This is a genomic window from Streptomyces sp. NRRL F-5755 (genome assembly GCF_001279365.1).
Taxonomy (GTDB): Bacteria; Actinomycetota; Actinomycetes; order Streptomycetales; family Streptomycetaceae; genus Streptomyces; species Streptomyces rimosus.
In genome coordinates, this window is record NZ_LGCW01000281.1 from 18,408 (window position 1) to 31,669 (window position 13,262).

Consider the following 13,262-nt stretch of genomic DNA (forward strand, 5'->3'; position numbering starts at 1 on the left):
CTTCGGGGCCGTACGCCGCGCGTGCCCGCCGCTCAGCCCGCCGGTCCCGTCGTATCGGACGGTGACGGGCTCGGGCCCGTGGTCGGCTCCCCCGGCGTGGGCGTGGGTGAGGAGCTGGGGGCGGGCGAAGCGGTCGGGTGGTGCGTCGGGTCCGGCGCCGGTGGGGTCGGCCTCGGGCCGGGGTGGTGGCCGGGGCCGGGGCCCGGGGGCCGCCCGGGACCCGGCCGGTGGCCGCCCTCGCCCCATCCCTCCAGGGTCACCGTCGTGCCGCCGGGGGCGAGCGTGATCCGCGCGTTCCAGTAGCCGTCCGGTTCGCGGCCGTGGTCCACGGTCACCACGACCGTGACGGACTCGCCGGGGGCGAGCACTCCGCCCGTGCTGCTCAGCAGGAGCCACGGCGCGCCCGGCCGCGCCGACCAGTGGACCGGCTCGCCGCCGGACGCGGTGAGCGTGACGGCCGTACCAAAACCGCTCGGCCGGGCCGTGACGGTCAGCCGCCCGGGGCCGGTGCGGGAACGGTCCGGCTCGCCGGGGCGCAGCGGCATCCCGTCCGCGCCGACCACCTGCACCGAGACGGCGGGCAGGCCGCTCGCTGCGGAGTGCGCTCCGCGGGCCCGCGCGCTGCCCGCGTTCTCGTACGGGTCGCCGTCGAGCGCGCCGGGGCCGTCCGCCTCGCCGGCCGTCACCGACGGACCCTCGGACTCGCCGGTCATCGGCGCGCCACGGTAGGCGGCCCACAGGGCGAGCACCGGCGCCGCCAGGACGGTGGCGAGCACGGTCGTGGTCACGGCCCGGGTCCGCGCCCGGCGCCGGCGGGTCGCCGGATCTTTGGGGCGGACGGGGAAGCCGCGCCGGTCGTAGCGAGGAGAACCGTTTACGCCAGCGGAGCGGCCCGCACGCCCGGAGCGCGGCGAGGCGCCCGCGCCCGCCACGCCCTCGGCGCGCCCCGAACGCGAGTTGCGCGCCGCCGCCATGGCCGTGCACACGGCCGTACGCGGGGCGGCAACCACCGACAACGCGCCGTGGCCGAGGGGCGCGGTGCCCGGCCAGGGGCCGTGCGCGGTGACCCGCTCGGCCGTACGGCGGCACTCGGCGCAGTCGTCCACGTGCCGGACCAGCTCCCGGCGCAGCGCGACCCCCAGCAGCATCTGGGTGTCGCCGGCGAGTTGGGCGACATCCGGGCAGCGGCCGAACTCGACGACGGTGAGCGCGGCGCGGGTGCGCTCGACCTCGCAGGAGGCGGCGGCCAGGAGGGTGCGGGTGGCGACGAGGTCGCCTCCGAGGACGGCGGCCACCTCCTCGGTGGACAGGCGGTGGCGCACGGACAGCTCCAGCGCCTCGCGCTGCTCGGGGGTCGTGCCGGCGGCCTCCGGCCAGGCCAGGGAGGCCAGTTCGCGGCGGCGGCGCGCCGCGTCGGGGGCGCCGCCGGGACCGGCCGGGGCGCCGAACCCGGTGGACGCGCCCGTACCGAAGGTGGTGACGCCGTGGTTCGTGGCGGGGTCCGTACCGGCCCCGGCGGGCGGGGCCGCTGATTCCGCGGGAACCCCGGTACCGTGGTCCGTTCCGCCGTCCGGGGTCCGGTCCGCGAGCCGCCGCAGACAGGCCCACCGGGCCAGCGCGTACAGCCAGGAGCGGTAGAGGGCGGCGTCGGGGGGCCGTCGGCCGTGGTGCCGCTCGGCGACGGCGAGCACCTCGCCGAGGACGGCGGTGGCCGCGTCGTGCTCGCACAGGACGGACAGACAGTAGGTGAACAGGCCGTCCAGGTGGGGTTCGTACCGCTCGGGGAGGCTCGGCAGGGCGCGGCGGCCGTCGCCGTGCGCCTGATGTGCGCCGGTGGCGTGCGTGGGGTGATCGGACCTGCTGCTCATCACCCGGCGACGGTAGGGGGGTGATGCGGGGCCTATCGCGCCGCATGGCCTCTTTTAATCCGTACGGGTGGTCTTCTCGCTCGAAAGGGGACCCGAGAACCTGGTTTCCCACTCGACGCTCTCGTTCACGTCCCGCACCGGCCGCCCGCACGCGCCCCACCGGCCCCTTCCCGTCGGCGCCGCCCGCCCGCGTTGTCACACCCCACGGCTACGGTGAACCCCATGGCGACTCGTAAATCCTCGGCCAAGGAGCGGCCCTCGTACCGCTGCACCGAATGCGGCTGGACCACCGCGAAGTGGCTCGGCCGCTGCCCGGAGTGCCAGGCGTGGGGCACGGTCGAGGAGTTCGGCGGCGCCCCCGCCGTCCGTACGACCGCGCCCGGCCGCGTCACGACGGCCGCGCTGCCCATCGGCCAGGTGGACGGCCGCCGGGCCACCGCCCGCTCCACGGGCGTGGACGAGCTGGACCGGGTGCTCGGCGGCGGCTTGGTCCCCGGCGCCGTGGTGCTGCTCGCCGGCGAGCCCGGCGTCGGCAAGTCCACCCTGCTGCTGGACGTGGCCGCCAAGGCCGCCAGCGACGACCACCGCACGCTGTATGTGACCGGCGAGGAGTCCGCGAGCCAGGTGCGGCTGCGCGCCGACCGCATCGGCGCCATCGACGACCACCTCTACCTCGCCGCCGAGACCGACCTGTCCGCCGTCCTGGGGCACCTGGACTCGGTCAAGCCGTCCCTGCTGATCGTGGACTCCGTCCAGACCGTCGCCTCCCCCGAGATCGACGGCGCGCCCGGCGGCATGGCCCAGGTCCGCGAGGTCGCCGGCGCCCTGATCCGCGCGTCCAAGGAGCGCGGCATGGCCACCCTGCTGGTCGGCCACGTCACCAAGGACGGCGCCATCGCGGGCCCCCGCCTCCTGGAACACCTGGTCGATGTCGTACTGAATTTCGAAGGGGACCGGCACGCCCGTCTGCGCCTGGTGCGCGGTGTGAAGAACCGCTACGGCACCACCGACGAGGTCGGCTGCTTCGAGCTGCACGACGAGGGCATCACCGGTCTGGCCGATCCGTCCGGCCTCTTCCTGACCCGCCGCGACGAGCCGGTGCCCGGCACGTGCCTGACGGTCACCCTGGAGGGCCGCCGCCCGCTGGTCGCCGAGGTGCAGGCGCTGACCGTCGACACCCAGATCCCCTCCCCCCGCCGCACCACCTCCGGCCTGGAGACCTCCCGGGTCTCGATGATGCTGGCCGTGCTGGAGCAGCGCGGGCGCATCGCCGCCCTGGGCAAGCGCGACATCTACAGCGCGACGGTCGGCGGCGTGAAGCTGACCGAGCCGGCCGCCGACCTCGCCGTGGCGCTCGCGCTGGCCAGCGCCGCCAGCGACACCCCGCTGCCGAAGAACCTGGTCGCGATCGGCGAGGTGGGCCTGGCCGGCGAGGTCAGGCGGGTGACGGGCGTACAGCGCCGGCTGGCCGAGGCGGCCCGCCTCGGCTTCACCCACGCCCTGGTCCCGGCCGACCCGGGCAAGATCCCGCCCGGCATGCGGGTGCTGGAGGTGGCCGATGTGGGCGAGGCGCTGCGCGTCCTGCCCAGGCGCCCGCGCCGGGAGGCGCGCGAGAAGGCCCCGGCCGGACAGGCCGGTCCGGGTGGTGATGCCCCTGCCTCGTGACGCGGTGCCCGCCACACGGGCGGCAGTCCGTCCCAAGGACGGACGGCGTGCTTTTACAGACAGCCTCTAGCCTGGGCGCCGGTAGACTTTGCCCCGGTCTCGCCTGTCAATGAAGTCATGCCGTCGGCCCGCGCAGCCCGTGAGCTGCGTGACCAAGGCATCTGCCGGGCGGCCTGCGGCACCGACAGACCTTGCGACGGAGGAGTGCAGTGGCAGCCAACGACCGGGCATCGTCGTCTGGTGGCAGGTCCGGTTGGGGGCCGCCCACCCGGAGGTCGGGCGACGGCGGCGGTACGGACAGCCTGATGCGGGCCTCGCTGAGCGCGGTTGCGCCCGGTACGGCGCTGCGCGACGGCCTGGAGCGCATCCTGCGCGGCAACACCGGCGGCCTGATCGTCCTGGGTTTCGACAAGACCGTCGAGTCGATGTGCACCGGCGGCTTCGTGCTGGACGTGGAGTTCTCGGCGACCCGGCTGCGCGAGCTGTGCAAGCTGGACGGCGCCCTGGTCCTGGACAAGGACATCACCAAGATCCTGCGGGCCGGTGTGCAGCTGGTCCCGGACGCCTCCATCCCCACCGAGGAGACCGGCACCCGCCACCGCACCGCCCAGCGCGTCTCGATACAGGCCGGTTTCCCGGTCGTCTCGGTCAGCCAGTCGATGCGCCTGATCGCGCTGTACGTCGACGGTGAGCGCCGCGTCCTGGAGGAGTCGGCGGCGATCCTCTCCCGCGCCAACCAGGCCCTGGCCACCCTGGAGCGCTACAAGCTCCGCCTGGACGAGGTCGCCGGCACCCTGTCCGCGCTGGAGATCGAGGACCTGGTCACGGTCCGGGACGTCACCGCGGTCGCACAGCGGCTGGAGATGGTGCGCCGCATCGCGACCGAGATCGCCGAGTACGTGGTCGAGCTGGGCACGGACGGCCGGCTGCTCTCCCTCCAGCTGGACGAGCTGATCGCGGGCGTCGAGCCGGAGCGCGAGCTGGTCGCCCGCGACTACGTCCCCGAGCCGACCGCCAAGCGCTCCCGTACGGTGCCCGAGGCACTGTCCGAGCTGGACGCCCTCAGCCACGCCGAGCTGCTGGAACTGCCCATCGTGGCGCGCGCCCTGGGCTACAGCGGCTCGCCCGAGACGCTGGACTCGGCGGTCTCGCCGCGCGGCTTCCGGCTGCTGGCGAAGGTGCCGCGGCTGCCGGGCGCCGTCATCGACCGGCTGGTCGACCACTTCGGCGGGCTGCAGAAGCTGCTCGCGGCGAGCGTGGACGACCTCCAGGCGGTGGACGGCGTCGGCGAGGCCCGCGCCCGGTCCGTACGGGAAGGGCTGTCCCGGCTGGCGGAGTCGTCGATTCTCGAACGGTACGTGTAGGGACTGCCGGTTTCCGGACGGGATGTGGCGGGCCCGTAACGGCGTCCCGCGTGCGGGCGTCCGTACGCCCGCACGCCGCCGGGTCTCACCTCACCCACGCAGGAACTTCACCCGCCCGGAATCTCACCCGCGCAAAAACGCCTCCTCCTTCTCCGGCGCCAGTCCGACCGGCTGCCGGGGCCGCAGCGGGGGCGGCCCGTCCAGCTTCCGGAGCCACGCCCAGGTGTCGGCCACCGTCTCCGCGACCGGCCGGCAGCGCAGTCCGGCGCCGAACGCCTTGGCCGGGTTGCCGCGGTGGATGGCGTCGTACAGCTCGCCCGGCGGCAGCCAGACGGGCAGTTCCGTCCAGGGGGTCAGGCCCGCCGCGAGGATCTCCTCCGGTCCGCTCCAGCGCAGTTCTGCGTCCGAGCCGGTGACCGCCACGCACGCCTCCAGCAGTTCGCCCATCGTGGCGTGCCCGGGCTCGCTGATGAGGTTGTACGGGCCGCACAGTCCGGCCTCCGCGGCGTGCAGGACCCATTCGGCCAGGTCACGGACGTCGATGTACTGAAGGCCCAGGTCCCGCGGGCCCGGCGCGAGCACCGGGCCGCCGCGGGCGATGCGCGTCAGCCACCAGGGAAGCCGGCCGATGTTCTCCCACGGCCCGAGGATCATCCCGGCGCGGGCCAGCACCGTGCGGTCCTCGCCGAAGGCCGCCAGCGCGGCCAGCTCGCCGCCGCGCTTGTCCTCCGCGTACGCCACCGCTTCCGCGTCCGGTGAGCCGTCCACCAGCGGGCTGGCCTCGGTGTGCCCGGGTCCGGCCGGGTGCCGGTACACCGAGCCGGTGGACACGTACACGTACCGCCCGGCCCGGTCCGCGAGCAGCCGGGCCGCGTCGCGGACCGCGGTCGGCGCCCAGGCCCAGGTGTCCACGACGACGTCCCAGGTGCCGTCGGCGAGCGCGGTGAGGGTGGCCGCGTCGGTGCGGTCGCCGTGCACGACGGCCGTTCCCGGCACCGGGGCGTGCTGTCCCCGGTGGAAGACCGTGACCTGCCAGCCGCGGGCCAGCGCGGCCTCGGTGACCGCGCGCCCCACGAACTCCGTTCCGCCCAGCATCAGTAGCTTCATGCGGCCGACTGTGCCGGATCATGGCCGGGCGGGCCATGGATGCACGCTCTCAGCGCAATCGGCACCGGCGGGAGGGGCGATGTCCGGCCACGTTCGAACACCCGTCTCCGGGGCGGTGGTTCAGTCCTTGGCCAGGACGAACGACGTCCGCACCGCGGCCAGCCCGCCCACCTTGGCCTCGACCAGGTACGTACCGGGCCCGACCGGCTCGGCCTGTGGCGTCGCGCACTCGGAGGTGCTGGGCTTGCGGTCCCACTCGACGGTCCGGGTGACCGAGCCGCCCGCCGGCACCTGTACGGGAGCGCTGCTGCCGCTGCCGGGCGGGCAGTCGCCGGAGGACCAGACCCGCTCGTCCTCGGAGGTCTCGGTTATGGTCAGCGCCGCATAGCCGCGGCCGAGGTCCACCTTGCAGGCGCTGTCGGCCGCGTTCTCGACCGTGACCTCGAACTTCGGCTTCTCGCCCGGCTCGTAGGTGTTCTTCAGGCTGCGCAGCTTCAACTTCGTGTCGTCCTGCGCGCAGTTCGGGAGCGCGGAGCCGGCCGGCACGGTCACGGCGCCGCTGCCCACTCCTATGGGCGCGCCGCCGGAGCCCGAGGCGCCGCCGCTGCCGCCCGTACCACCGCCGGAACCGGCGGCACCGCCGTCCGAGCCGCCGGCGCCGCCGGAACCCGAGCCGGACCCGCCGCTGCCGCCGCCCGACTCGTCGCGGCCGCCCGGCTTTTGGCTGTTCCCGGAATCCGTCGCGTTCGGCCCCGGCGTGATGGACGTGGCAGGGCCCGGCGCGCCCTGCCCCTTGCCCTCGCCGCCGGCCTTGCCGTCGTCGCCGCTCCAGTTGAGGGCCCACACCACCAACAGGACGAGCAGGGCGACGATGGCCAGCGCAACGGCCCTCCGCCGCCAGTAGATGGAGGAGGGAAGCGGCCCGATCGGATTGCGCAGAGATCCCACGCGGAAACTCTACGAGAGATCAGCTGTCACACCGGCCAGTACCCGCCGCACGAAGCCGCAACTTTTCAGATCATCGGCACGGAAACGGGGTCCCGCGCCGCCCGGGGCCGTGGCCCCTTCGTGATCCCCGGCCGTCCGCACCCCCCCCCCGCCCGCCACCCCACTTTCGTCAGGGGCACCCCTTGACGTTCGCCAGATGCGGCTTTGACGTAACAGTCCGTACCGTATGCGTTCATGTACAGCACCGATCTCTATCGCGTCGTCACCGACTTCGCGCACGACACCCCTGGCTGGATTCATTCGCTGGCCGCCGGCGGCACGGAAGGCGGCATCCTGCTGCTCATGGCGCTGGCCGTCTTCGGCTGGTGGCGGTCCAGGAAGGGGGAGGAGCGGCTGGTCGCGCTGGCGATCCTGGTACCGGTCGGCACGGCCGTCGCGTATCTGGTGAGTGAGATCGTCAAGAGCCTGGTGGACGAGGAGCGGCCCTGCCGGGCCGTGGCCGGGGCCGCCGCCTCCATCGTGCAGTGCCCGCCGCAGGGCGACTGGTCCTTCCCGAGCAACCACTCGACGATCGCGGCGGCGCTGGCCGTCGGCATCGTGTTCGCCTGGCGCGCGGCGGCCTGGCTGGTGCTGCCGATCGCGCTGCTGACCGGCTTCTCCCGGGTGTTCGTCGGCGTCCACTACCCGCACGACGTGGTGGCCGGCCTGGCGCTCGGCACCCTGACCGCCACGCTGTGCGTGACGCTGCTCGCCGGGCCGCTGACCTCGCTGGTCGTCCGGCTGGCGGCGGGGCGCTGGAAGATATTGGTGCGGGCGTAGCCCGCTTTCCGGCCGGGGGCGTCTCCCAGGACGCCCCCGCCCATCACCCCTGTAATTACGGCGCGTACCACTCCTCCTTGTGTCCGAAGCCGCGCCCGTTGTCGATCAACCGCAGCCAGTCCGGGCGGACTTCCCAAAGTGCGGTACGTTCCAGCGCCCCCGCGAGCCGTTCGTCGGCCGCGACGAAGGGGAAGCGCTCCAGGTACGTACGCCACCCGGCCGCCCGGTCCGCGCCCGTCAGCCGGCGGCAGACGCCCCGGCCCTGCACCCCGGTCAGCGCGGTCCACTCCTGCCCGTCGCGCTGGGCCGTGAAGGCGACGCGGGCGCCGGGCCCGGTTCCGGCGGCCCGCGCGAAGGCCCGGCCGTGCCGGGTGGACTCGGCGGTGACGAGGACCAGCGAGGGCGCCGGGCCGTCCGCTGTGGCGTACAGCACGGCGCACGCCTGCGGCCCCTCGTCGTCGGCGTAGGCGAGCGTCAGCGTCGTGTGCGCGGCCAGGGCCCGGCGGATCGTGGCCGGGCAGTCGCTTGCGGTGGTCATCGCGGCTCTCCCGCCGGTCCGGTCGGCATCCACATCATGTGGACATCCTCACCCCGCGCGCCCCACGGGCCACGGACCGGGCCCTGTCGCACCTCGTGGGAGGGCGCGGACCGGGCCGGGCATTCCGGCGAGCGGGTGGGCACTTCGCGGCGCGGGCCCGGTGCGTTTCACGGCGGAGCGCCGTCGTGCCAGGATCGGCAGTGCCATGACTTCCACTCCTGCCGCCACCGGCGCCGCCCCTGTCACCGCCGCCGACGAAGCCGCCGAAGGGGCCCGGCTGCACGGCCCCGTCACCGACTGGTTCGACGAGCACGCCCGCGATCTGCCCTGGCGCCGCCCCGAGGCGGGCGCCTGGGGTGTGATGGTGAGCGAGTTCATGCTGCAGCAGACGCCGGTCAGCAGAGTGCTGCCGGTGTACGAACAGTGGCTGGCGCGCTGGCCGCGCCCCGCCGACCTGGCGGCCGAGCCGCCCGGCGAGGCGGTGCGCGCCTGGGGCCGCCTGGGCTACCCGCGCCGCGCGCTGCGCCTGCACGCCGCCGCCTCCGCGATACAGGAGCGCCACGGCGGTGACGTACCGCGCGAGCACGCCCAGCTCCTCGCGCTGCCCGGCGTCGGCGAGTACACGGCGGCGGCCGTGGCCTCCTTCGCGTACGGGCAGCGGCACGCCGTACTGGACACCAACGTCCGCCGGGTCTTCGCGCGCGCCGTCGGCGGCCGGCAGTACCCGCCGAACGCCACCACCGCCGCCGAACGCAAGCTGGCCCGCGCGCTGCTGCCCGACGACGAGCCGACCGCGGCGAAGTGGGCCGCCGCCACGATGGAGCTGGGCGCGCTGGTGTGCACCGCCCGCGGCCCGGAGTGTGTGCGCTGCCCGATCTCGTCGCAGTGCGCCTGGCGGCTGGCGGGTTCACCCGCACACGACGGCCCCCCGCGCCGCGGCCAGACGTACGCCGGTACGGACCGCCAGGTGCGCGGCAAGCTCCTCGCCGTCCTGCGCGAAGCGGTCGGACCCGTGCCGCAGGCCGTACTGGACGCGGTGTGGGACGAGCCGGTGCAGCGCGCGCGGGCGCTGGACGGCCTGGTCGCGGACGGCCTCGTGGAGCCGCTGGCGGGCGGCCAGTACCGCCTGCCGCTCGGGCCCGGCGCGTCCTGATGACGGCTGTGTGACAGGCGGCTGCCGGGCGGCGGATGACGGTTCTGTGACGGCCGGTGCCCCGCCGCCCGCCCGGCCCGCGGCCCATGGCTCTTCCGGCCGCCCCCGCCGTCCCTCGCAAGAAGGACACGCGCCGGGCCCCGGTCCGTCGCAGGTATGACACCCGGCCCGCTGTTACACAACCGACGGTTTTCCGTGCACTGCCTGTGGGGCCGACGCACATTACGCCGCAACACCCCCTCCGTAGCGTCTTCCTCGTGCTGGAGGTGACCTCCGGCACGGTCAACGTGGGGAACGCAAGCGGATCGGAGGCGTCGGGATGGCGACCAGCGGCGGCAAGGTACTGGACTTCGAAGAGTACGTGCGTACGCGGCAGGAGGCCCTGCTGCGCAGCGCCCGGCGCCTGGTGCCCGACCCGGTGGACGCCCAGGACCTGCTCCAGACGGCCCTGGTCCGCACCTACGGGCGCTGGGACGGCATCGCCGACAAGTCGCTGGCCGACGCGTATCTGCGCCGGGTCATGATCAACACCCGTACGGAGTGGTGGCGCGCCCGCAAGCTGGAGGAGGTGCCCACCGAGCAGCTCCCGGACGCCAGCGTCGACGACGGCACCGAGCAGCGCGCCGACCGGGCCCTGCTGATGGACATCCTCGGGGTGCTCGCGCCCAAGCAGCGCAGCGTCGTCGTGCTGCGACACTGGGAGCAGATGAGCACCGAGGAGACCGCGGCGGCGCTGGGCATGTCCACCGGTACGGTCAAGAGCACGCTGCACCGGGCACTGGCCCGGCTGCGCCAGGAACTGGAGAATCGCGACATCGACGCGCGGATGCTGGAGCGCGGCGAGCAGGAGCGGGAGCGGTGCGCGGCCTGACCGGCTGCGGCACCGGCGGCTTGGCCAGAGGGACTGTGAGCGGGAGCGGTTTGACCAGGAACAGGTTGGCCGGAGGCGGGACGGCCGGGAGCGCGCCGACCGCCCGGTGCCGGCCGAAAGGGCCGGGGCCGGGCCCGGGGCGCCCGGCCTCCGAACGGCTCCGCCCGAAACACACGGCACGGCTCCGGTCCCGGCGGACCGGAGCCTTCCGCACGACCACCGGAGCGGCCATCGCATCGATGGCCGCCCTCTCGCTGTTGCTGGCCGGATGCAATCCGGGCGGCGAGGGCGTACGGACCGAGGGCTCGGCGAGCAGCACCCCGGCGCCCAAGGGCCGCTCCGCCCAGGCGCCGTCCCCGTCCCCCTCGGCCTCGGTCGCGTACCGGAAGGTCGACGCGGTGGACCTGATGAAGCACGATCCGAAGGTCGGCGCTGACGTCAAGAAGTCCCTCGCCAAGCCCTGCGCCGCGGACGAGTACCCGGTCGAGGTGACCTACGCCAAGCTCACCGGCAGCAAGGACCCCGACGTCGTGGTCAACGTGATGACCTGCGCGGATTCGGTCGGCATCGGCAGTTACGTCTACCGCAAGGACGGCGGGGACTACGACAATGTCTTCGCCAACGAGCAGCCCTCGGTGTACGCCAGCGTCAACAAGGGCGAGCTGGAGGTCTCCAAACAGACCTACAACTCCGACGACAACCTGTGCTGCGCTTCCGGCGAGGATGTGATGACCTACCGCTGGACGGGTAGCCGCTTCGTCGAGTACGCCCGGTACCACACCGACTACAGCAAGACCGGGGGCACGGAGCCCGCGCCCGCGGACCCGACGGGACCGGAGGATTGAGAACACCGCATGGCCGATACCCATGTCCTCTTCGTCGAGGACGACGACGTCATCCGCGAGGCGACGCAGCTCGCCCTGGAGCGGGACGGCTTCGTGGTCACCGCCATGCCCGACGGCCTGGCGGGACTGGAGGCGTTCCGCGCCAACCGGCCGGACATCGCCCTGCTGGACGTGATGGTGCCGGGCCTGGACGGGGTCAGCCTGTGCCGCCGCATCCGTGACGAGTCGACCGTGCCGGTGATCATGCTGTCGGCGCGCGCGGACTCCATCGACGTGGTGCTCGGCCTGGAGGCCGGCGCCGACGACTATGTGACCAAGCCGTTCGACGGCGCCGTGCTGGTGGCCCGGATCCGCGCGGTGCTGCGCCGCTTCGGGCACGCCTCGGGCCCGGACGGCTCGCACGCCGCCGGGTCGGAGGCGGCCGAGCCCGCCGAGGCCGTGCTGCGCTTCGGCGATCTGGAGGTCGACACGGAGGGCATGGAGGTGCGCAAAGGCGGCCGGCCGGTCGCGCTGACGCCCACCGAGATGCGCCTGCTGCTGGAGTTCTCGAACTCGCCCGGCACGGTCCTCTCCCGCGACCGGCTGCTGGAGCGGGTGTGGGACTACGGCTGGGGCGGTGACACCCGGGTCGTGGACGTCCACGTACAGCGGCTGCGCGGCAAGATCGGCCAGGACCGGATCGAGACCGTCCGCGGCTTCGGATACAAGCTGAGAGGCTGACTCCTGCGGTGGTCAGGCTCGCCCTGCGTACGGGGCTGAGGTGGAAGCTCAGCGCCGCGATCGCGCTCGTCGGAGCGCTGGTCGCGATCGCGCTGAGCCTCGTCGTGCACAACGCGGCCCGCGGTTCGATGCTGGACAACAGCCGCGATGTGCAGACCGAGCGCCTCAACTTCACGCAGAAGATCTACGAAACCACGCACCAGCTGCGCTTCGGCGCCAAGCTGGACGACCCGGCGCTGCCGAAGGCACTGCGTGACGAGGTCGCCAAGGGAAAGCGGGCGACCTATCTGGAGGACACCGGCCAGACCACGCCCAAGGTGTGGGCGGCGGCGCCGGTGGCGGGCGGCCGGGTGCTGTCCATCCAGGGCTACTTCCCCGACCGGTTCGCCGTGCTGGACGACCTCGACCAGGCGCTGCTGATCGGCTCGACGGCGGTCGTGGTCGGCGGCTGCGCGCTCGGCGTGCTGATCGGCGGACGGCTGTCCAAGCGGCTGCGCAAGGCCGCGGCGGCGGCCGGGAAGCTGGCCGACGGCGACACTTCCGTACGCATCCGGGACGAGGTCGGCGGACGTATCCGGGACGAGACGGACGACCTGGCCTGGGCGGTGGACGCGATGTCCGACGCGCTCCAGAAGCGCATCGAGGCGGAGCGCCGGGTGACCGCCGACATCGCCCACGAGCTGCGCACCCCGGTGACCGGGCTGCTCACCGCGGCCGAGCTGCTGCCGCCGGGCCGCCCCTCGGAGCTGGTACGGGACCGGGCGCAGGCGATGCGCACGCTCGTCGAGGACGTGCTGGAGGTGGCGCGGCTGGACGGCTACGCGGAGCGGGCCGAGCTGCAGGACGTGGCGCTGGGCGAGTTCGTCACCCGGCGGGTGCGGGCGCTGAACCCCGACATCAAGATCGACATCCTGCGGGACGCGGAGGTCTCCACCGACCCCCGGCGCCTGGAACGCATCCTGGGCAACCTGATCGCCAACGCGGCCCGGCACGGCAAGCCGCCGATCGAGGTCACGGTCGAGGGGCGCGTGGTGCGCGTGCGCGACCACGGCACCGGCTTCCCGGAAGCGCTGCTGCGCGAGGGCCCGAGCCGGTTCCGTACGGGCAGCAGCGACCGGGCCGGGCGCGGCCACGGGCTCGGCCTGACCATCGCGGCGGGCCAGGCGCGGGTGCTGGGCGCCCGGCTGACCTTCCGCAACGCGGACGAGCTGACGGACGGCTCGACCGGCGCGGTGTCCGTGCTGTGGCTGCCGGAGAACGCGCCGACGAGCACCGGCAGCTTCCCGGTCATCCAGCTGCCGGACCGGTGAGCGGGCGGGTCCGGCAGGTCCGGTGACCGGTGGGTCCGGCCGGGCCGGTGTGCG

12 protein-coding genes are annotated in these 13,262 nt (G+C 74.2%); 8 read left to right on the top strand and 4 right to left on the bottom strand.

Annotated features, from left to right (window positions below):
* Positions 1 to 32: 32 nt before the first annotated feature.
* On the bottom strand, positions 33 to 1,868 hold the full coding sequence (locus ADK86_RS27900; RefSeq protein ID WP_053699110.1) for a hypothetical protein: 1,836 nt from the start codon (positions 1,866 to 1,868) through the stop codon (positions 33 to 35).
* A 222-nt stretch (positions 1,869 to 2,090) separates the two neighbouring features.
* On the opposite strand from ADK86_RS27900, the gene radA reads away from it, so the two are divergent.
* Both radA and disA read left to right on the top strand, forming a co-directional pair.
* Positions 2,091 to 3,533, top strand: coding sequence for a DNA repair protein RadA (radA, locus tag ADK86_RS27905; RefSeq protein ID WP_053699111.1), 1,443 nt, complete (start codon positions 2,091 to 2,093; stop codon positions 3,531 to 3,533).
* A gap of 209 nt (positions 3,534 to 3,742) precedes the next feature.
* Entirely contained in the window at positions 3,743 to 4,897 is a 1,155-nt protein-coding gene (gene disA, locus ADK86_RS27910) for a DNA integrity scanning diadenylate cyclase DisA (RefSeq protein WP_030373403.1), read from the top strand.
* Between the two features lie 123 nt (positions 4,898 to 5,020).
* Here the strand turns inward: disA and ADK86_RS27915 are convergent, their stop codons facing one another.
* The gene (locus ADK86_RS27915) at positions 5,021 to 6,004 is read right to left on the bottom strand and encodes an NAD-dependent epimerase/dehydratase family protein (RefSeq protein ID WP_053699112.1); all 984 of its coding nucleotides are present in this window, start codon (positions 6,002 to 6,004) and stop codon (positions 5,021 to 5,023) included.
* Between the two features lie 120 nt (positions 6,005 to 6,124).
* On the bottom strand, positions 6,125 to 6,952 hold the full coding sequence (locus tag ADK86_RS27920) for a hypothetical protein (RefSeq protein ID WP_053699113.1): 828 nt from the start codon (positions 6,950 to 6,952) through the stop codon (positions 6,125 to 6,127).
* Between the two features lie 234 nt (positions 6,953 to 7,186).
* Between ADK86_RS27920 and ADK86_RS27925 the strand changes: the two genes are divergently transcribed.
* The gene (locus ADK86_RS27925) at positions 7,187 to 7,771 is read left to right on the top strand and encodes a phosphatase PAP2 family protein (protein ID WP_053699114.1); all 585 of its coding nucleotides are present in this window, start codon (positions 7,187 to 7,189) and stop codon (positions 7,769 to 7,771) included.
* Between the two features lie 55 nt (positions 7,772 to 7,826).
* Here ADK86_RS27925 and ADK86_RS27930 read toward each other — a convergent pair whose 3' ends face one another.
* Positions 7,827 to 8,309: a pyridoxamine 5'-phosphate oxidase gene (locus ADK86_RS27930; protein ID WP_053699115.1), complete on the bottom strand. Its 483-nt coding sequence runs from the start codon at positions 8,307 to 8,309 to the stop codon at positions 7,827 to 7,829.
* A gap of 205 nt (positions 8,310 to 8,514) precedes the next feature.
* Between ADK86_RS27930 and ADK86_RS27935 the strand changes: the two genes are divergently transcribed.
* The 5 genes from ADK86_RS27935 (at position 8,515) to cseC (ending at position 13,208) form a co-directional block, all read left to right on the top strand.
* The gene (locus ADK86_RS27935) at positions 8,515 to 9,462 is read left to right on the top strand and encodes an A/G-specific adenine glycosylase (protein ID WP_053699116.1); all 948 of its coding nucleotides are present in this window, start codon (positions 8,515 to 8,517) and stop codon (positions 9,460 to 9,462) included.
* Between the two features lie 319 nt (positions 9,463 to 9,781).
* The gene (locus ADK86_RS27940; protein WP_030023568.1) at positions 9,782 to 10,333 is read left to right on the top strand and encodes a SigE family RNA polymerase sigma factor; all 552 of its coding nucleotides are present in this window, start codon (positions 9,782 to 9,784) and stop codon (positions 10,331 to 10,333) included.
* 239 nt (positions 10,334 to 10,572) lie between these two features.
* Entirely contained in the window at positions 10,573 to 11,178 is a 606-nt protein-coding gene (locus ADK86_RS27945) for a hypothetical protein (protein WP_003982988.1), read from the top strand.
* 9 nt (positions 11,179 to 11,187) lie between these two features.
* Positions 11,188 to 11,898: a two-component system response regulator CseB gene (gene cseB, locus ADK86_RS27950; RefSeq protein WP_030600538.1), complete on the top strand. Its 711-nt coding sequence runs from the start codon at positions 11,188 to 11,190 to the stop codon at positions 11,896 to 11,898.
* 8 nt (positions 11,899 to 11,906) lie between these two features.
* A complete protein-coding gene (gene cseC, locus ADK86_RS27955) occupies positions 11,907 to 13,208 on the top strand; it encodes a two-component system sensor histidine kinase CseC (RefSeq protein ID WP_003982986.1) in 1,302 nt (433 codons plus the stop codon).
* The last annotated feature ends 54 nt before the right edge of the window (positions 13,209 to 13,262 follow it).